The organism is Marinomonas gallaica, from assembly GCF_001639745.1.
GTDB lineage: Bacteria > Pseudomonadota > Gammaproteobacteria > Pseudomonadales > Marinomonadaceae > Marinomonas > Marinomonas gallaica.
Window position 1 is genome coordinate 26,959 of sequence record NZ_LTAX01000003.1, and the last position, 18,391, is coordinate 45,349.

Consider the following 18,391-nt stretch of genomic DNA (forward strand, 5'->3'; position numbering starts at 1 on the left):
GCATAACATGGTCATTGATTGGCTATTTATCTATGAGCGTATTGCGTATCTACCACATGTTAAATAAGAAGGATTAATCCGATGCAGCCCGATATCGAAATCTACCTCTTGTCATGCCCGACAGAGCGTATCATCCGCTGGCTGGAGCAAGACTTCTCCATTATAGATATGCACAAGCCCAGCGACATTGTAACTAAACTGCACTTAGAACATAACGGTGAAGTCATTCCCGTCACCATTCTCGAAAAAGCTGCAGGAAAGCGCTTCACTTCCATCTGGTTTGATTCTGACAAAACCCCTTGGGAGAATGACACGGAATGCTCTAAATGCGCGTTCGAAGCGTTAGAGTGCGAGGTTCGCTGTAATTATCAAGGGTGGCAAGAAGATGGGCAGGAAGACCCCGATCTTTGGTGGCACATTAACGCTGAAGGCGAAGGCCCATTCATTTGGCGGTTATAGCAACACACCCTTTTTTGCTAAAACATCGAGAGTAAGAGAAATACACTATGCAAATCACATTGCTTAAAGGCAAACTTCACATGGCCTCTGTCACTCAAGCAGAGCTATGGTACGACGGCTCTTGTGCTATCGATAGCGACCTTGTGAAACTGGCTGGTCTTCGTGAATTCGAACAAATAGACATTTATAACGTTGATAATGGCGAGCGCTTCCATACTTACGTCATTCTTGCTGAGGCAGGCTCTGGCACCATTTCTATGAACGGTGCAGCGGCACGTAAAGTACAAGTTGGCGATCGTGTCATCATCGCAGCTTATGCGCAGATGGATGAAGCGGAAGCTAATAACTTTTTACCAAAGCTCGTGTACTGCCATAAAGACAATACCGTTGAACGCACAGCGAATACCATTCCTGTTCAAAAAGATTAGCAATATTAATTGCACATAAAAAAGGTCGCCTAAGGGCGACCTTTTTTGGATCTGAACATCACGAATAGAATGAAAACTTATTCAACCGCAGCAAGTGCTGCATCGTAATTAGGTTCTTCCGCAGTTTCTGAAACTTGTTCAGTGTAAACCACTTCACCAGACTCATTAAGCACAACAACTGAGCGTGATAGCAAGCCTGTTAGAGGGCCTGTAACGAACTCAACACCGTAGTCTTTACCAAAGCTAGAACGGAAGCTAGAACCCGCCACAACGTTATCTAAACCTTCAGCACCGCAAAAGCGTGCTGCTGCAAAAGGTAGATCTGCAGACACACACAATACAACCGTGTTCTCAAGGTTCGACAATGACTCGTTGAACTTACGAACAGAGGCCGCGCACACACCAGTATCAACAGATGGAAAAATATTTAAAACAACTTTCTTACCAGCATAATCTGCTAATGATGTCGTCGACAAATCCGTCTTAACTAACTCAAACGATGGCGCTTTAGAGCCGACTTCAGGAAGTTCACCGATCGTTTCTAACGGGTTACCTTGTAATGTTACTGTAGCCATAATGTCCTCTCAATATAATGTGGGTGAGGAAACAACACCCTGTATTTTAACCTTTAACGATGGATACGTTTTCCGCCTGTTTGCCTTTCTCGCCTTCCGTTACAGTAAAGCGAACTTTCTGGCCTTCAATTAAGAAGCGGCGGCCACGTCCACGGATCGCACGGTAATGTACAAATACATCATCACCGTTTTCCATGGTAAGGAAACCAAAACCTTTGGAAGAATTAAACCACTTTACGGTACCAACTTCACGATCATCATCTTCTTCCTCACTTGTTGCGTCATCTGACTCAAAAGTTGAAGAAGTGTCATCTGTCGTTGCGGCACTAGATTGAGACAATACCGTACCCAGGTAAACAGTCACCAAGGTTACTAAGAAGTACACAATATAGTGTTGTGCAATATCGACCCCAACCAAAGGCGCAATGATAAGCGGCGTCACCAAAGCTAAAATAAGACTCACTAAAAATGCACGTACAGATAAAAACATTGGAGTTCCTTGAATATGTTTAATGATTTTTTGTTATTTATTACTAATACACTTTATACAGTTTAGTAACGCGTACTACACCTCTATTTCAACAGCTAGATCAATGTTTAAAAAGAAAAGCCAAGCTATTGAAAAAAACAATTCACGTCACCATTAACATACTGACACAAGTGTATAGAATGTCAGCAAAATTTGCGCAAAATACATTACGAAACTTATTTCGTTAAACTCTTATTGACACACGAAATTAAGTACTTAGCACATTAAAAGACTACCATATAGCAGCCATCTATGAACACCTCAGACTTATTAAACCGTATTGACGATCTTGAGATTCGCAATCAATTTCAAGAAGAAACCATTGATGCACTCAATAACGCCCTAACCAAGCAACAGCAAGATATTTTGCTGCTCAAAGAGCAAATCAAACTACTTGCCCAGCGCATGGGAGATCAACGCCAAAATTCAGGTATCGACTCAGCTATCGAGAAGCCACCTCATTACTAAAGTTTAATGCAACGAAACGCCAACCTTTTTAGTCGGCGTTTTCTAACGACCGCTTTACGTAAACATCAAAGCGTCCAGACTTACCATCTATCCGGTAACTCGGCGCCTGATCATTTAAGTAAGGCGCACCTTTAGGTCGCTTAACTACCACTCGAAAACGCGCTAATTGCTGAGCCTTAGGCAAAAGCAAATCAGCGTCCTCATCATAGCCAACCAAGTCACGAAAAAACGCCATCTCTTTCTTGACGGCCGCGGAGGATTTATCGTTGTGTGGAAACATAGGGTCTAGATACACCACATCAACGCAATCTTCTTCCATCACATCAAAGATAGTGCCATGAGCCAGCATCATATTCGACATAATATCTTCGATATCGGCCACTAATCGCGCTCTTTCTAAACCATCGGCCAGCAATTCTCTAACAAAACCCACACGTTCAAACAGCGAAACATGACAACCTAAGCTGGCCAACACAAAACTGTCTCGTCCAAGGCCCGCTGTGGCATCGAAGACAGTTAACGACGAACGCTTATTTAAACCACAGGCTTTAGCAATGTCTTGTCCTTTACCACCACCAAACTTACGACGATGATCAACTGCGCCAGTCGCTAATTCTACACTCACAGGTTTAGGTGCGCCTTTCCCAGTTTTAGCAATGACCAGAGCATCCTCTTGGTGCATCAATAAATACTCATACGTGGTCGAAAATTTTAATTCGGTGGAAAGACGAAAAGTGGTTAAGCCAAGACGCTCGGCAAGATCGCGAACATGGCTGTCTGAATTGCGGTATGCCACCGCAAGGGAGCTAGGCGTAAACATCGATACCTATTAGTTGATGGCGAGGGTTATTAGAAGACAAGGACTCAGTAGACTGATACGCCGACATGGCTTGTTGCGCTAAAGCACTTAAGCCATCAACCTTAAAAAAGCGTGGCGACTCAGTGCTCGAAGCCCGCTCAAAGGCTTGCATTGAGCTAGGCAACATTGCCGAAGATCGCTGCTCTGAATTTTGGCCAGCCACAACGGGGACTGAGGATCGCGCACTTTGATTTGCACCACCTTGAGGAATAACTGGAAAGTTACCGCCAATTTTCATATTACCCGCTCACCATTACTAACCAAAGAAGCCCAAAGCCCAATATAAGTCGATAAATCATAAATGGCAAAAAACCTATGCGGCTAAGCCATTTTAAAAATAGATGTATACAAAGATAGGCACTGATGCCCGAAAGCACAATCCCCCAGCCTAAAGACTGATAGTCAATTGGGACAACGGATTCCGCAGTTAACAACTCAAAGGTCTTCAAACTGCCAGCAGCGAGAATAATAGGGATCGACAACAAAAATGAAAAACGCGCCGAACACTCACGACTAAATCCTAAGAAGCGTGCCGCAGTCATTGTTATACCCGAGCGAGACGTGCCCGGTATAAGTGCTAGCGCTTGTGCTAAACCGATGATTAACACTCGTGACCACGTGAGGTCATTTTGTTGTTTGTGATGACTAGCAAATCGGTCCGATATCCACAGCAACACACCAAAGCCGATGGTCGTGTACGCAATCACTTCAATCGAGCGCAAATACTGCTCGATAACACTATTGAATAGCAAGCCAACAATAACAGCCGGTATCGTTGCTAAAACAACCCACATTCCTAATCGACTGTTTTCAGTATGACGATGAGTAAATAAAACCCCAACTGTGTCACGAATAATAAGGCTAATATCACGCCAAAAATATCCAACTACCGCGACCAAAGTACCGACATGAACCGCGACATCAAATGCTAGCCCTTGATCCGGCCATCCCAACAACTGAGAAGGCAAAATCAAATGAGCGGAGCTAGAAATCGGTAGAAACTCAGTTAGCCCTTGAATTAAAGCTAGGAAAATGACGTGATACCACAACATATTTTAGCGTTTGCCAATCCGTGCAGGTTGCTTTTCCCAAGTGATCTCATCACGAAGATAAACAGGAAGCGCTTCATTTGCCATCACAACCTTACCAAGCGAAAAATCATAGTCCGCCAACTGAGCAATACAGGCGGCTCGAGGCGCAATATCAGACAGAACGTTTGCAGCGGGCTCTGGCAACACAGCATTTAATTGGTCTTGATAAATCCAGCCAGATCCAACGCCATGGTATCGCTCAGAAATAGAGGTAAGATTATCAGGCGAAATAACACGCTCCGATAAAATCTCTTCAGCTACCCAAAACTCATCTTTTTGCTCTATCGAATATCCACCTAAATAGATTTCACCCATACGGGCATCTAGGGCAGCCAACCAATGTGAGTAATGCGTTTTTTGATGCGCTTCAAGTGCCATCGCCGCTAACGTCGAAACAGGTACAACCGGAAGATCTGCACCATACGCGAGCCCCTGCACAACACCTGCACTGATGCGCAGTCCAGTAAAAGAACCTGGACCCCGACCAAACGCAATGGCGTCTAGCTGAGATAAAGACAATTGAGCTTGAGCAAGAATTTGATCTACCATTGGCAGGATCAAATCGTTATGTTTTCGGGGCGCCATGCGGAAATCTTCCAGCACCACGCCATCTTGAATCAACGCCACCGAGCAGGCAGGCGTTGATGTGTCCAAAGCAAGAATAGCAGTCATTGCAGGATTAGGCCTTAAGTGCTGACAGCAAACCTTGCTTGATTTCGTTCAGATCACCGACACCGTTCACTTTCACAAACTTAGGTGCTGTAGCGGCATCTTCTTTTAACCAAGCTTGGTAATAACCAATTAGAGGCGCTGTTTGATCGTGGTAGATAGCAAGGCGTTTACGTACCGTTTCTTCCGTATCATCTGCACGCTGAATCAAGTCATCACCTGTTTCATCATCTTTGCCTTCCACTTTAGGAGGGTTATAAATCACGTGGTAAGTACGACCAGACGCTTCGTGTACTCGACGACCGCTCATACGCTGTACGATTTCTTCATCAGCCACGTCAATTTCAACAACGTAGTCAATCGCAACACCAGCATCTTTTAATGCATCCGCTTGAGGTAGCGTACGCGGAAAACCGTCGAACAAAGCACCGTTTGTACAATCATCTTGTTGCAAGCGCTCTTTTACCAGGCCAATGATGATGTCATCGGAAACCAGTTGACCAGCATCCATTACTGCTTTTGCTTTTAAACCAAGCTCTGTGCCCGCTTTTACGGCTGCACGAAGCATATCGCCAGTTGAAATTTGAGGAATACCAAACTCTTCTGTAATAAATTGAGCTTGCGTGCCTTTACCTGCGCCTGGCGCTCCTAACAAAATAACTCGCATAAATTTTCTCCAATAGTCTGCGTAAAATCGACATGGCGAGCGAAACAGCTCAATATAAAAGGTCGCGGATGACAGCAAAAAAAGCGCCCAGAATCCACCGTTTGCTCGCTGATTATAATTTTGAGGCAGCTAGCATACCCAAGCCTATGCAAATTATGCAAACGAACTTGTCGGTTTTTAGATTTTTGGGCGCGTTATGTTACGTATTTTTGTCAATTTTTCCAGATTAGCCCGTATTTTGCATGCCGCTGGCGATGCCAGCCATGGTAATCATTAGGGCTTTATTCACCGCGACGTTGTCACCGTCAATACGACTACGGTGCAATAATTCTGCTTGCAGGTAGTGCAACGGATCAATGTAGGGGTTACGCACATCGATTGATTGGCGGATAGTTTTATTGTCCTCAATCAGTCGTTCTTGCTGCTTAATTTCTTTTACTAACTCGCGTACCTGATTTAATTTACGGCGCAATAAGTGACCCAAGCCACGTAACTCATCTGGCACTAAACGTTTTTCATAATATTCTGCTATGTCCGGCTCCGCTTTTGCCAGCACCATATCAAGCATGTCTAAATAGGCGCCAAAGAAAGGCCACTTTTTATGCATTTCTCGAAGACGTTCTAAGTTGCCAGACTCTACACTCTGCTGCAAAGCGCTTTCAGCTCCAAGCCAAGCTGGCAACATCATACGGATTTGCATCCACGCAAAAATCCAAGGGATTGCACGTAAACTTTCCACACCACCGTCTGAGCGACGACGTGCAGGACGAGATCCCAACGGTAATTTAGCTAACTCTTGTTCTGGGGTAATGGTTCTAAAGTACGGAACGAAGTCTTCATGACCGCGTACAATAGAGCGGTATTGATTCATACCCTCTTCAGCCATTTCATCCATCAAAGCACGCCACTCTTCTTGCGGAGACTCTGATGGGATCAAAGACGCTTCTAAAACAGCAGAACAATAAAGCTCCAGTGAGCGAACAGCAATGTCTGGAATGCCAAATTTGAAGCGAATCATTTCACCTTGTTCAGTGACACGGATCGAGCCTTTTACTGATCCTGGTGGCTGCGACAAGATAGCCACATGAGCCGGACCGCCGCCACGACCAACGGTACCACCTCGGCCATGAAACAAAGTCAGATGAATACTGTGCTTTTTACACAAGCGCGTCAGGGCTTCCTGAGCTCTGTACTGCCCCCACGTTGCGGCTATTTGTCCTGCATCTTTTGCTGAGTCAGAATAACCAATCATGACTTCTTGATGTCCATTGATATAGGCTTTATACCAAGGCAATGAGAATAGCTGTTCGATAATAGGCTCGGCGTTATCTAAGTCAGCTAATGTCTCAAACAAGGGCACAATGCGCATATTAAAACGCACCCCTGACTCTTTAAGCAGAAGAGCCACCGCTAGAACATCAGAAGGCGCACTGGCCATAGAAATAACGTACGAACCAAAGGAATTCTGATAGCCGCTAGCAATGGTTTTGAACGTCTCTAGCACTTCGGCTACCATCGGATCAGGTGACCAGTCTTTTGGCAGCAAGGGGCGTTTTGAATTTAACTCCGCTAACAAGAATGCTTGGCGTGAAGCTTCATCCCATTCTGCGTAATCCCCCAGACCATAAAAACGAGTAATCGCTGACAGGGTTTCAATGTGCTTGGACGCATCTTGACGAACATCTAACCGCACTAACGTCATGCCAAACGTAGCTGCCCGACGAATCAGGTCTAATACAGAACCGTTGGCAATCACTTTCATACCGCAGTCTAATAGTGATTGATAACATAGAGATAGATCATCCATTAGCTCTTTGTTATCGAGCATGATGCCTTCATCACTGACAGATTGACCATCGAGCTTAGCCTTAGCCCAAACTTTGGTTTTTTCCATTTTACGCTCTAAACTACGCACGACCTCACGATAAGGCTGAGCGCTGTCGCCAACGCGTTCACGCAGTGCATCGTTGCATTGTGTCATGGAAAATTCAGCGCGCAGTGCAGTAAGGTCTTTCAAATATAAATCAGCGGCCATCCAACGGGCTAATAAGACCACTTCTTGAGTCACAGTGTGTGTGACATTAGGATTACCGTCTCGGTCTCCGCCCATCCATGTGGCGAAGCGAATCGGTGCCAGGTCCAGTGGTAAGCGCTCCTGTTCCGCATGCTGTTTAAATTGCTCATCTAATTGTCGAAAGAAGTGCGGTACTGCTTCCCAAAGAGACTGCTCAATCACAGCAAACCCCCACTTAGCTTCATCGACAGGTGTTGGGCGCTGTTCACGAATTTCATCCGTATGCCAAGCTTGGGTGATGATTTCTTTTAATCGGCGAACATGCTTTTCATGCTCAAGAGGCAAGATATTATCTTTGTCGAGGGCTTCCAACTCAGTGGAGATGTTATCGTATTTTCGAATTAATGAACGACGCACAACCTCTGTTGGATGCGCTGTCAACACTAGGTCAATGGCTTGCCCGCGGAGCGCTTCAACCATCTGTTCAGACGTGAAATCTTGCTCTTTTAAGCGTACCAATAAGTCACCGATAGGGTTTTTATAGATACCCAAACTTTCATTCGAACGACGTCGATGAACACGATGATATTGCTCAGCAAGATTAGAAAGGTTTAAAAACTGATTAAACGCTCTAGCGACAGGAACAATATCTTGATCATCAAGATTTTCCAGTGCTTTGATTAAGGCACTGGAATCGCCACTTTGTCGTCCATCTTTGGATAACTGACGAATGTTTTCGACCGTATCTAGAAAGCGTTCTCCCAAATGATTACTCATGGTTTCCCCTAAGCAATCCCCCAACAAACGCACATTTTCTCGTAACGAGGCTTGACGATCGGTCACAATACGTCTCCTTTCTTCTTCTGTTATCGCTCGCCCATGCGAGCCAGATATCGCTATAAACCGTTGGCTTTAGCGCGCTCCCACAACTGATCTAACTCTTCTAAAGAGCAATCCGTTAACGGTGTGTTCAGTTCTGATAATTGATGTTCTATAAAAGCAAAACGACGACGAAATTTCACATTGGTCTGCATCAATGCATGCTCAGGCGAAATCGATAAGTGCCTTGCTAAATTTGATACGGCAAATAACACATCGCCAAGCTCCGCTTCAGCTTCGGCATGCGATAAATGATCAATCGCTTCCTCTAATTCATCAAGCTCTTCTCGAATCTTAGCAAAAACAGGCTTTACATTTTGCCAGTCAAAACCAACTTTACCTGCTTGCTTTTGCAATTTCACCGCTTGGCTCAACACTGACATACTACTGGGCACGGAGCCCAATAGACCTTGCGACGCTTGGCCTTTAGCACGTTTTTCTTCGGCTTTGATTTTCTGCCATTGCTCACCAATTTGTTGTTCAGACAACGCATTCGGCGTGGCATAACTGTCAAACGTACCATCAGGAAAAACATGAGGATGACGACGCAGCATTTTTTCTACGATGGTATTAACTACATCAGAGAAATTGAAGGCATTTTCTTCACTGGCCATTTGCGCATGAAATACCACTTGAAACAGCAAATCCCCTAGTTCGTCTTGAAGGTCTTCTCGATCGCCTCGAACAATCGCATCCATGACTTCATAAGCTTCCTCAATCGTATAGGGCGCGATGCTGTCAAAGCTTTGCTTTTGATCCCACGGACAACCATACTTGCGATCACGCAACATGGTCATTAACGCTAATAAGTCATTCAGGCCGTATTTCAATTATCGCGCTCCCTAAAGACATCCAATACATTTGGCAATTGATTGATGCGATGAAGCAAACGAGAAAGCGTACTGATTTCACTCACCTCGATAGTAAACCGTATGGCGGCAGTGTGATCTTCCTTGGCAGAAATCGTATTCATCGACAGCAAATTCACCTTCTCATTGGAAAGCAACGCCGTAATGTCATTCAGCAAACCAGTGCGGTCATAGGCTGAGACGCGAATATTCACAGGATATAAGTTATCGACTTCTTCTCCCCAATTCACTTCCACTATTCGCTCAGGCTCTTCAAGCTGTAATTGCGCTGCATTAATACAGTCTTGGCGATGAATAGACACTCCTCGACCTTGTGTAATGTAGCCAATAATGTCATCACCAGGAATCGGAGAACAGCATTTTGCCATTTGTGTCAGTAGCTTCCCCACACCTTGAATATGAATATCATTATCCGAAGATTTATGACGGCTTTTTTTCAAGCGAACAGGGCGAACGGCAGGATCACCATCTAAGCCATGCAAATCATCTATGACACGCAGCACACGGCCTAATTGGATGTCTCCTGCACCAAGAGAGACGTATACATCTTCTCCTGTTGAAAAATTGAAGCGTTCAGCAATGGCATTAAAATTCAGCTTATTTTCTTCAATACCAAGACGCTTTAGCTGCTTATCAAGAACACTCTGCCCCGCCTCAAGATTTTTCTCACGATCTTCTCGTCTGAACCAACTTTGAATCTTAGCTCTGGCTCGGTTGGTGTTTACATATCCTAATGTTGGATGTAACCAATCTCGGCTCGGACCACCCTCTTTGGTCGTCAAAATTTCAATTTTATCACCCGTTTTAAGATGCGTAACAAGGGAAATAATCTTACCGTTCACTTTAGCACCACGACAGCGATGCCCAATTTCTGTGTGCACACGGTAAGCAAAATCTACCGGCGTTGCATTAATAGGTAAATCGACCACATGTCCATCTGGCGTAAATACGTAGATACGGTCTTGCTCAATGTCGTTAAGCACTTGCTCACTGAGTGACTCTAAATCGCCTTGCACTTCATTGAAATCTAGAATCGTACGCAACCACTGCAGCTTTTCTTCATAGCTTGAGCTGTTCGATGTGAGGTCAGTACCCTTGTATTTCCAGTGCGCGCATACACCAAGCTCTGCATCTTCATGCATTTTATGGGTTCGTATCTGAATCTCTAACACACGCCCTTCTGGTCCAACAACCGCCGTGTGGAGAGATTGATATCCATTGGATTTGGGGTTGCTGATGTAGTCGTCAAACTCCTGAGGAATAGGCTTCCAAAGATTATGGACGATACCTAATACACCGTAACACTCCATCGTTTCATCAACGAGAATTCGCACTGCACGAACATCATATACTTCATCGAACGGGATGTTCTTACGACGCATTTTGCGCCAAATGCTGTAAATATGTTTCGCTCGTCCCATCACATCCGCATGGATATTAATCGCTTCCATACGCAATTTAAGATCTTTGATAGCGTCATCAATAAACTGTTGGCGATCTAATCGCTTTTCATCAAGCAATTTGGCGATGCGCTTGTAATCAGCTGGGTAAAGATAACGGAACGATAAGTCCTCAAGTTCCCACTTGATATGACCAATACCAAGTCGATGAGCAAGCGGGGCATAAACACTCTGCACCTCCAAGGCGATCGACTCTTTGCGTTCATCACTCTGATGCTTGGCCTCTTTTATAGCGCAGGCTCGTTCAGACAGCTTGATCAATACAACGCGGACATCGTCAATGATAGACACCAACATTTTACGCAGTGATTCAAGCTGGTTTTCATGACTACCAAGTACTTCTGCAGTGCTGTCTTTGGATAAGTTTTTCGACACCTCACCCATGCGAATCACGCCCTCAATCAATGACGCCACCTTACGGCCAAACATGTCACTGACTTTGGAAAGTTCTAATTGGTCCTCACGCACGACACGGTAAAGCGCTGCAGCCAAAAGAGAGTCTTGATCGGCACGGAAACCGGCAAGAATTTCGACCATTTCGAGGCCAGCTCTAAACGTGCTCGCCTGTGGCCCCCAGTAAGATGATCGTCCCGACGCGGCTTCCGCCTGCCTTGCCAACTGACAAGCCATTCTCAAAGGAACGCGACTCGCTTCATCAATCTTGTCAGCAAAGTGAGACATCCAAGCATCGATATCGACACTCCCGTCTGCTAATACCGGGTGATCCTTTCTTACCGTAACCATATAACTACCCTTCTGGTAACAACTTACTTCTGCAACAACATCATTGCTTCAACATGCGACGTTTGCGGAAACATATCCATCATACAAACCTTTGTCACACGAAATCCATTTTCGACCAAATACTCTGCATCCCTTGCTAAAGTTGAAGCATTGCAGGAAACATACAAAATTTGCTGCGGTTTTAAGCGCACCAAAGTCGGTAAAAACTCAAGTGCCCCGGCCCTAGGAGGGTCCAACAGAGCTTTAGTGATTTTAGCTTTTTTTATGCGATTTGGCGGGCTTTGAGTCAAGTCAGCTGCGATAAACTCTATATTATCTAGATGCGCTTGACTGGCATTAAACCGCCCCATTTCAACCATCGTCTCAATCGCTTCTACTGCCAATACATGGCCTGCACGCTTAGCCATTGGCAAAGAGAAATTCCCGGCACCACAAAACAAATCCAACACAACGTCGTCTTCACTTAACGCTAGCCACGACATCGCTTGCTCTACCATAGCCTCGTTGATTTGCGCATTCACTTGGATAAAGTCTTGTGCTTGAAAGTTCAATACTAAATCATCTACTACATAATGACGCACTGCGTGATGACCAACTTTGTTCTCAGAAGGAGCCTGCCACAACAAAGTAACAGAAGAGGCTTTAGCCCAGTCATTGAGTGCAACCTTATCAGCATCTTGAATATCACGTGACTGCCTTAAAACAACGCACACACCTTGGCTGTCATACAGCAACTCGATATGCCCTAGTTTGGCTACAAGCGCAGAAGCTTTAAGATAGGAGCGCAATGCCTGATAAGTGTCTTGCAAAAAAGGTTCCAAAACTTGGCATTGATCAATATCAACAATCTCATTTGAGGATTTCGCACGGAACCCTATTTGAGCATGGTTGTTTTTAACGAACACCGAAATGCGAGCGCGTCGACGATAACCGAAAGGCTGTCCTTCAAGACGACTCATCTCGGCAGGCAGCGATAGCTTACGAAATTGACCAGCTAACCAGTTCTCTTTTAAATGACGTTGCGCAGAAATATTCATGTGTTGCAATTGGCAACCGCCACATTGCTCAAAATGAGGGCAAGTAGGCAATATTCTATCTGGACTGTCCTGCAGACGCTTTACTGCGATGGCTTGGTTAAATTGACGGCCTTCTTTTACAATACGCGCCTCAACTCGCTCACCTGATATTGCACCTACAACAAAAGTCACTTTGCCATTTTCGCGCGCGACGCCATGACCTTCATGAGTCGTATCCTCGATAGAAAGCAAACGAATAGGGGAAGAGATAGGCTTATTCTGAGAAGGTCTAGCTCGACGATGAGATCGATTTTTCAAGGTAACGTCTCTAGCAATAAAATTTACCGAAGATGATACCTCATTCGCACCCATCGACCTAGAGTAAGCCAACACTTTGCCGGAATGACGGGCTTATTTAATTAAACACGCCTGTTGAAAGATATCGATCGCCGCGATCACAAACAATCACAACAATAGTCGCATTATTCACTTGCTCTGAAAGCGCCATAGCAGCACTGACAGCGCCACCAGATGAAACACCACTGAATACACCTTCCTCTTTCGCTAAACGACGCATTACAACTTCGGCGTCCTGCTGCGCAATATCCATCACGCGATCAACACGTTTTTCATCAAAAATGGTCGGCAGATACTCTTTAGGCCAGCGGCGGATGCCCGGGATGCTACTGCCTTCAGATGGCTGCAAACCCACTATTTCAACTTCTGGATTTTTCTCTTTTAGGTATTTCGAGATTCCCATGATAGTGCCTGTGGTTCCCATAGAGCTCACAAAATGTGTCACTGTGCCTTGAGTTTGTTGCCAAATCTCAGGGCCTGTAGACTCATAGTGGGCGTTCGGGTTGTCTTGGTTACCAAACTGGTTCAACACAACACCTTTTCCTTGCGCTTGCATTTCTAGCGCTAAGTCTCGAGCTCTTTCCATGCCTTCTTCTTTGGTAACAAGATGCAAAACGGCCCCATAAGCTGACATCGCAGATTTACGCTCTTGGCTCATGTTATCAGGCATTATCAAATGCATTTCATACCCTTTTATGGCGGCAGCCATCGCTAAAGCGATCCCCGTATTGCCACTGGTCGCCTCAATCAGGCTATCCCCTGGCTTAATATCACCTCGCAACTCCGCTTGGACAATCATGTTTAGAGCAGGGCGATCTTTCACTGAACCTGCAGGGTTTTGCCCTTCAAGTTTAAGCAAAATCGTATTACTGGGGTTAGGATTAATACGTTGCAACTTTACCAGCGGCGTATTGCCTACAATGGATTCAATAGTTTGATATTTGATCATACAACTCAGACACTTAAGATGTTCTATAAATTAATGGTTTACGCTTTTTTACTCGAACTTATTAGAATGCATATCAAATACGTATTAAAATAAAAACTTGTTATAAAGTTAGGCCAATTTTGTTGCACTAGGAGTGACAGACCATGCATAAACCTCTTGTACTCAGCGCATTACTCGCAGCCGCTACAATTTCTGGCTGCGATATATTCGGCGGCCCTGCAGCGGATATTCCCGACGCAGAACTGCGCCAAAAATGGCGTGAATGTAAATCCATCAGCAATCCATCACGCACAAAAGTCTTGGCTTGTGAAAATTATGTTCGCGAGTGTGATCGCCGCAAAAGCAAAGGTAACATAGCTTGTTACTAAACTTCTTGTAGAGAAATAGGAAAATGGGAAATGCGCCCAATCGATAATCCACCTTTACAACAGAAGTTATGGAAAGCTATTTTTCTCCCTGTACTCGCAGTCATCGCCAGTGCAGCCATTATCATTTATCTAAGTGAGATTTTTGACCGCAAGAAGCAATTCGAATATCTCAGCCGCTACCAAACAGAGCAAGTTGCAGACTCCAGTGAATACGCACTCTTGTTTAATGATCAAAATCTAATCGCCAGCAATATCCATGGCTTATTACGCCAACAAGACATTATTGGTGTTACTTACTTTAACAATCAACGTCAAATCATTGATAAAGTGGGTCAGGTTACCCCACCTCAAACAGACCTACCAACCCAAATAGTCAGCCGCTATGTCAACAACGGCAATCATTATGTTTCAATTGCTCCTATTTTCTATCTCAACACCACTCAAGAAAATATGGTAGAGATACCGTTTAATCAAGCAAACCCGACGCTGATTGCAGACTCAATCGGACTAGCCAAAAGCCCTCAACGAGAGTTACTAGGATGGATACAAGTAACTGCCAGCACCCAACGCATCCAACTCGAAAAGATCTCCTTTGCCCTCTCCATTTTTGGTTACTTTATCGCTGCAGTAATCGCCAGCGCATTTTTATGCTGGAAATACGCCGTTCGTTTGTCTGCACCTTGGCTACACATCACACGCACCTTAACAAATATCACCAGCGGCGATTACGACTCAAGCAACACACTATCTTTGCCTAAACACCTTCAGAAAACCCAAGAAGAACTGAGATATATTTCAGAACGACTCAAAAACTACCGTTCTGACTTAGAAACAGAAATTGAGCAAATCACCAAAGAAACCCGTGAAAACTCAATTTTATTAGAAGAAAAAAGCGCACAACTGCATATAGCCAACAAAGAAGCGATGGAATCGAACCGCTTAAAAACTCAATTTTTGGCCAACATCTCTCACGAGGTACGCACACCATTAAGCGCTATTCTTGGTTATACTAAGCTATTGCAGAAAGACCGTCTCGAAGCACAGCAGAAAGACTACGTAGAGACCATTGCGCAATCCACCAATGATCTACTTACAACCATTGGCAATATTTTAGATTTTTCCAAAATCGAAGCGGGAAAAACGGTCGTCTTAGACAGTGAAGATTTTAATCTTCGAGAGAGTATCGACGATGTTCTTCATTCGCTCGCTTCAACGCCATCCACTGAAGCCAAAGACATCGATTTAGTTCCTAGCTTTAATCCTAACTTACCGGACTGGGTAAAAGGCGATAAAACTCGCTTACGCCAAATACTCAACAACCTCATTGGTAACGCCATCAAGTTCACTCAGAAAGGCTCAATTCAGGTCATTGTTGATGGCAAGCAAGTCAGTAGCGAAGAGCTCGACATATCAATCGAAGTGATCGACACTGGCTGCGGAATCCCCAGCGAGAAAATCAATCAATTATTCAAACCTTTTTCGCAAGTAGACTCCAGCCACACTCGAAGCTACGCAGGTACAGGCCTTGGCTTAGTGATCACCAAAAAACTAATTGAGCAAATGAGTGGTGAAATTGGTGTCATCAGTGAACAAGGGCGTGGCTCCAATTTTTACTTTACCATTCGCTTAAAAGCGTCAAAAAAGACAACGGAACCGCTAGCGCCACTAGAACACCACCTACTCATTTTAGAACCTAGCAATAACTATCGAGCCTACTTAAGCTCATGCCTTGATGCGTTTTCATCAAGCTATGTTTTTACCAGCTCAACAGAGCAGTTCATAAACTCTTTGCATCATTCGGATAAGCCTTACACGGCAACATTAATCTGTGCAGATAGCGATCAAGAAACAGCGCAAGATATTCATGAATTGGTGCAGTATTTAAATCAACGCTTTCAACTGCCAAGCCTCATTTTAGCGAAGCCCACAAGCCACATCACACTTCACGCCCAACACTATCAACATTTAAGCGCTATTGTGCAGAAGCCATTGTCTGCTTCTAAGTTACATCACGCGTTGACGCATTTAAGCACTCAAAATGGATCTTTAGACACAATTGAGACAAACACTAAAGAAATTGAGCCGCCAGTCTATGAGCGTCTAAATGGGTTACATGTATTAGCAGTCGATGACACACAAATCAACTTACAACTATTGGGGCATTGGCTTGACCCTCATGGCATTAAACTCAGCCTTGCCCACTCTGGGCAACAGGCTCTGACTATGGCCCAGACTCAATCGTTTGATTTAATCTTGATGGACATACAAATGCCGGAAATGGATGGCATGGAAACCACAAGACGATTGCGTCAGATAGACGACTATAAAGACACCCCGATTATTGCATTAACAGCACACGCCCTAGCTCAAGAACAACAATCTATTCTAGCAAGCGGCATGAATGCTTACCTAACCAAGCCAATCAACGAAGAAACTCTGCTCAATACATTACAAGATTGGTGCCATAGCGATAAGAGCTTAAGTGCTCAAGTAGAAGAGGAATTATCCGAAGTATTTGACTTGCATAAAGCGCTTTCAATGACGGGCAATCGAGCACAAGCTGCCAAAGACTTATTTGAAATGCTCATGCAATCACTTATCGAAGATAAACGCCTGCTTAGCCATCACTTCGAACAGCGAGATTTAGATAAACTGATCGCCACCGTACATAGAATCCATGGTGCGAGTAAATATTCTGGCACCATCGAGCTCACTAAACATGCAAATTTCCTAGAAACCCACCTAAAGGAACTAGGGTTCGATGAAACAGAGGATGTATATAACGACTTTATCAATGCGTTAGAACGACTTGAATACGCACAAAGCCTTATTCCTTGGCCTCTAGCGTCACAAAGGCAAGAGCAAACTGCTTCTCATCCGACAAGCTAAGATGCCAAACAGCAGGCCGCCCGATCAGTTGATGTATGCTGTCAGCGGCCTCTAGCACAGGCTTTCCTGAGTCTAAATTGCACACTGTAAAATGCTGAAAACTCACCCCTGAGCCGATCCCAGTCCCCAACGCCTTCACTGCGGCTTCTTTGGCTGCAAACCGCTTAGCCACAAAAGACACTGCACGATGTCCCGATAAACCAAGGTATTGAGCCTGCTCAGGCTTTGTTAAAATACGATTAACAAATCGATCACCTAAGCGCTCAATCGACTCCGCAATCCGACTGATTTCAATAATGTCTGTTCCAATACCAATAATCATCTATTCGCCTAAACCGTCACTCTGATTACAATACATTAAACAGAGAACCTAAAAAGCGGCACATGCCACAATCGTTCGCCCTCATAGGGCTTTGAGGGCAGCAAAGAACGCGATTTTAACACACGAGCACCCAGCGCATGATCTAACCATGCTCGGTGCAGCTCTTTCGCCAACATTAACACCTGCCTATTATCCCATCGACCTTTGGCGTAGGCTAACGCTGCCGCACCGTCTAAATACACAATAGGCTTCACTTTAGGCTGCTCACCATAATAAGGGCGCAGACCAAATCGATGATGTAACTGGTAGAGTTGCTGTGACTCCAGTGGCTCACCACGACTGGTCGCACTCATATTGACTTGAATACCTAACTCTTCGAAGACACCTAACTCAAAGCGTCGCAACAACGGCGCTATTGGTGCCTCACCTTGTAGATGCGTAATTAGCCATCGATACAAGACAAACAAAGGTTCTAGGGGAAGCCCCACCGGCAACAGACGCTCAATCAATTCATGTACATAAAAAGCACTGTATAGGGCATTACCCTGTAATAAAATAGGGGATTCCAGCGCCTCAGCGGAGCGGACACTCTTAAGTTCAGAGCGACCAGACAACTCAAACTCCATCAACAAAAAAGACCCGGGGGATACCCGAGCCTCTTTTGCTTTTTTACGCCATACACTACGAATCAAGCCTGCTTCTTTTGTCAGAATATCCAAGAGCACTTTTTCATCTTGAAAGGGGCGAGTGTGTATGATGTATCCTTGGACGCGCACAGT

Annotated in this window: 19 protein-coding genes; 5 read left to right on the plus strand and 14 right to left on the minus strand. The window is 44.7% G+C overall.

The genetic code is table 11. The features are described 5' to 3' along the window. The first annotated feature begins 81 nt into the window (after positions 1-81). Both AYW76_RS04055 and panD read left to right on the plus strand, forming a co-directional pair. A complete protein-coding gene (locus AYW76_RS04055; RefSeq protein ID WP_067216165.1) occupies positions 82-459 on the plus strand; it encodes a hypothetical protein in 378 nt (125 codons plus the stop codon). Between the two features lie 47 nt (positions 460-506). Beyond that, positions 507-887: an aspartate 1-decarboxylase gene (gene panD, locus AYW76_RS04060; RefSeq protein WP_067031553.1), complete on the plus strand. Its 381-nt coding sequence runs from the start codon at positions 507-509 to the stop codon at positions 885-887. A 77-nt stretch (positions 888-964) separates the two neighbouring features. Here the strand turns inward: panD and tpx are convergent, their stop codons facing one another. Then, the gene (tpx, locus tag AYW76_RS04065) at positions 965-1,462 is read right to left on the minus strand and encodes a thiol peroxidase (protein WP_067031556.1); all 498 of its coding nucleotides are present in this window, start codon (positions 1,460-1,462) and stop codon (positions 965-967) included. A gap of 46 nt (positions 1,463-1,508) precedes the next feature. Beyond that, positions 1,509-1,952, minus strand: coding sequence for a cold-shock protein (locus AYW76_RS19495; RefSeq protein WP_067216168.1), 444 nt, complete (start codon positions 1,950-1,952; stop codon positions 1,509-1,511). A 291-nt stretch (positions 1,953-2,243) separates the two neighbouring features. Here AYW76_RS19495 and AYW76_RS04075 point away from each other — a divergent pair, with 291 nt between their 5' ends. Then, positions 2,244-2,459 (plus strand): SlyX family protein, encoded by a 216-nt coding sequence (locus AYW76_RS04075; RefSeq protein ID WP_067096278.1) that lies wholly within the window; start codon positions 2,244-2,246, stop codon positions 2,457-2,459. A gap of 28 nt (positions 2,460-2,487) precedes the next feature. Here AYW76_RS04075 and AYW76_RS04080 read toward each other — a convergent pair whose 3' ends face one another. The 10 genes from AYW76_RS04080 to cysM all read right to left on the minus strand — a co-directional run bounded on the left by AYW76_RS04080 (position 2,488) and on the right by cysM (position 14,033). After that, positions 2,488-3,279, minus strand: a complete 792-nt coding sequence (locus AYW76_RS04080) for a class I SAM-dependent methyltransferase (RefSeq protein ID WP_067216171.1) — start codon at positions 3,277-3,279, stop codon at positions 2,488-2,490. Then, entirely contained in the window at positions 3,266-3,556 is a 291-nt protein-coding gene (locus AYW76_RS04085) for a hypothetical protein (protein ID WP_067216173.1), read from the minus strand. Before AYW76_RS04085 ends, AYW76_RS04080 begins: the two co-directional genes overlap by 14 nt. A gap of 1 nt (position 3,557) precedes the next feature. Continuing rightward, entirely contained in the window at positions 3,558-4,370 is an 813-nt protein-coding gene (locus AYW76_RS04090) for an undecaprenyl-diphosphate phosphatase (protein ID WP_067216177.1), read from the minus strand. Positions 4,371-4,373: 3 nt separating this feature from the next. Next, positions 4,374-5,081 carry a tRNA (adenosine(37)-N6)-threonylcarbamoyltransferase complex dimerization subunit type 1 TsaB gene (gene tsaB / locus AYW76_RS04095; protein WP_067216181.1) on the minus strand — a complete coding sequence of 236 codons (708 nt, stop codon included), beginning with the start codon at positions 5,079-5,081 and terminating at the stop codon, positions 4,374-4,376. A 7-nt stretch (positions 5,082-5,088) separates the two neighbouring features. Then, positions 5,089-5,745, minus strand: a complete 657-nt coding sequence (gene adk, locus AYW76_RS04100; RefSeq protein ID WP_067216186.1) for an adenylate kinase — start codon at positions 5,743-5,745, stop codon at positions 5,089-5,091. 226 nt (positions 5,746-5,971) lie between these two features. Beyond that, positions 5,972-8,602: a phosphoenolpyruvate carboxylase gene (gene ppc, locus AYW76_RS04105; RefSeq protein ID WP_067216188.1), complete on the minus strand. Its 2,631-nt coding sequence runs from the start codon at positions 8,600-8,602 to the stop codon at positions 5,972-5,974. A 53-nt stretch (positions 8,603-8,655) separates the two neighbouring features. Then, the gene (gene mazG, locus AYW76_RS04110) at positions 8,656-9,468 is read right to left on the minus strand and encodes a nucleoside triphosphate pyrophosphohydrolase (protein ID WP_067216192.1); all 813 of its coding nucleotides are present in this window, start codon (positions 9,466-9,468) and stop codon (positions 8,656-8,658) included. Beyond that, positions 9,465-11,711, minus strand: a complete 2,247-nt coding sequence (gene relA / locus AYW76_RS04115) for a GTP diphosphokinase (protein WP_067216196.1) — start codon at positions 11,709-11,711, stop codon at positions 9,465-9,467. The genes mazG and relA overlap by 4 nt, the downstream gene beginning before the upstream one ends. 23 nt (positions 11,712-11,734) lie before the next feature. Then, positions 11,735-13,045 carry a 23S rRNA (uracil(1939)-C(5))-methyltransferase RlmD gene (rlmD, locus tag AYW76_RS04120; RefSeq protein WP_067216887.1) on the minus strand — a complete coding sequence of 437 codons (1,311 nt, stop codon included), beginning with the start codon at positions 13,043-13,045 and terminating at the stop codon, positions 11,735-11,737. Positions 13,046-13,142: 97 nt separating this feature from the next. Beyond that, the gene (cysM, locus tag AYW76_RS04125; RefSeq protein ID WP_067216199.1) at positions 13,143-14,033 is read right to left on the minus strand and encodes a cysteine synthase CysM; all 891 of its coding nucleotides are present in this window, start codon (positions 14,031-14,033) and stop codon (positions 13,143-13,145) included. 143 nt (positions 14,034-14,176) lie between these two features. Between cysM and AYW76_RS04130 the strand changes: the two genes are divergently transcribed. Beyond that, on the plus strand, positions 14,177-14,401 hold the full coding sequence (locus tag AYW76_RS04130) for a hypothetical protein (protein ID WP_067216202.1): 225 nt from the start codon (positions 14,177-14,179) through the stop codon (positions 14,399-14,401). A 30-nt stretch (positions 14,402-14,431) separates the two neighbouring features. After that, the gene (locus tag AYW76_RS04135) at positions 14,432-17,290 is read left to right on the plus strand and encodes a response regulator (protein WP_067216205.1); all 2,859 of its coding nucleotides are present in this window, start codon (positions 14,432-14,434) and stop codon (positions 17,288-17,290) included. Here AYW76_RS04135 and acpS read toward each other — a convergent pair. Together acpS and recO are read right to left on the minus strand one after the other, a co-directional pair. Then, positions 17,229-17,612 (minus strand): holo-ACP synthase, encoded by a 384-nt coding sequence (gene acpS, locus AYW76_RS04140; protein ID WP_067216208.1) that lies wholly within the window; start codon positions 17,610-17,612, stop codon positions 17,229-17,231. The two genes, AYW76_RS04135 and acpS, sit on opposite strands and share 62 nt — an antisense overlap. Before the next feature lie 35 nt (positions 17,613-17,647). Continuing rightward, positions 17,648-18,388: a DNA repair protein RecO gene (recO, locus tag AYW76_RS04145; protein ID WP_067216212.1), complete on the minus strand. Its 741-nt coding sequence runs from the start codon at positions 18,386-18,388 to the stop codon at positions 17,648-17,650. Between the last annotated feature and the right edge of the window lie 3 nt (positions 18,389-18,391).

Excerpts from the sequence above, each read along its gene's own strand:
- AYW76_RS04080 (WP_067216171.1), bottom strand. The coding sequence starts at position 3,279 with ATGTTTACGCCTAGCTCCCTTGCGGTGGCATACCGCAATTCAGACAGC.
- acpS (WP_067216208.1), bottom strand. The coding sequence starts at position 17,612 with ATGATTATTGGTATTGGAACAGACATTATTGAAATCAGTCGGATTGCG.
- AYW76_RS19495 (WP_067216168.1), bottom strand. The coding sequence starts at position 1,952 with ATGTTTTTATCTGTACGTGCATTTTTAGTGAGTCTTATTTTAGCTTTG.
- AYW76_RS04130 (WP_067216202.1), top strand. The coding sequence starts at position 14,177 with ATGCATAAACCTCTTGTACTCAGCGCATTACTCGCAGCCGCTACAATT.
- AYW76_RS04085 (WP_067216173.1), bottom strand. The coding sequence starts at position 3,556 with ATGAAAATTGGCGGTAACTTTCCAGTTATTCCTCAAGGTGGTGCAAAT.
- cysM (WP_067216199.1), bottom strand. The coding sequence starts at position 14,033 with ATGATCAAATATCAAACTATTGAATCCATTGTAGGCAATACGCCGCTG.
- tsaB (WP_067216181.1), bottom strand. The coding sequence starts at position 5,081 with ATGACTGCTATTCTTGCTTTGGACACATCAACGCCTGCCTGCTCGGTG.
- adk (WP_067216186.1), bottom strand. The coding sequence starts at position 5,745 with ATGCGAGTTATTTTGTTAGGAGCGCCAGGCGCAGGTAAAGGCACGCAA.
- relA (WP_067216196.1), bottom strand. The coding sequence starts at position 11,711 with ATGGTTACGGTAAGAAAGGATCACCCGGTATTAGCAGACGGGAGTGTC.
- AYW76_RS04075 (WP_067096278.1), top strand. The coding sequence starts at position 2,244 with ATGAACACCTCAGACTTATTAAACCGTATTGACGATCTTGAGATTCGC.
- panD (WP_067031553.1), top strand. The coding sequence starts at position 507 with ATGCAAATCACATTGCTTAAAGGCAAACTTCACATGGCCTCTGTCACT.
- AYW76_RS04055 (WP_067216165.1), top strand. The coding sequence starts at position 82 with ATGCAGCCCGATATCGAAATCTACCTCTTGTCATGCCCGACAGAGCGT.
- tpx (WP_067031556.1), bottom strand. The coding sequence starts at position 1,462 with ATGGCTACAGTAACATTACAAGGTAACCCGTTAGAAACGATCGGTGAA.
- AYW76_RS04135 (WP_067216205.1), top strand. The coding sequence starts at position 14,432 with ATGCGCCCAATCGATAATCCACCTTTACAACAGAAGTTATGGAAAGCT.
- AYW76_RS04090 (WP_067216177.1), bottom strand. The coding sequence starts at position 4,370 with ATGTTGTGGTATCACGTCATTTTCCTAGCTTTAATTCAAGGGCTAACT.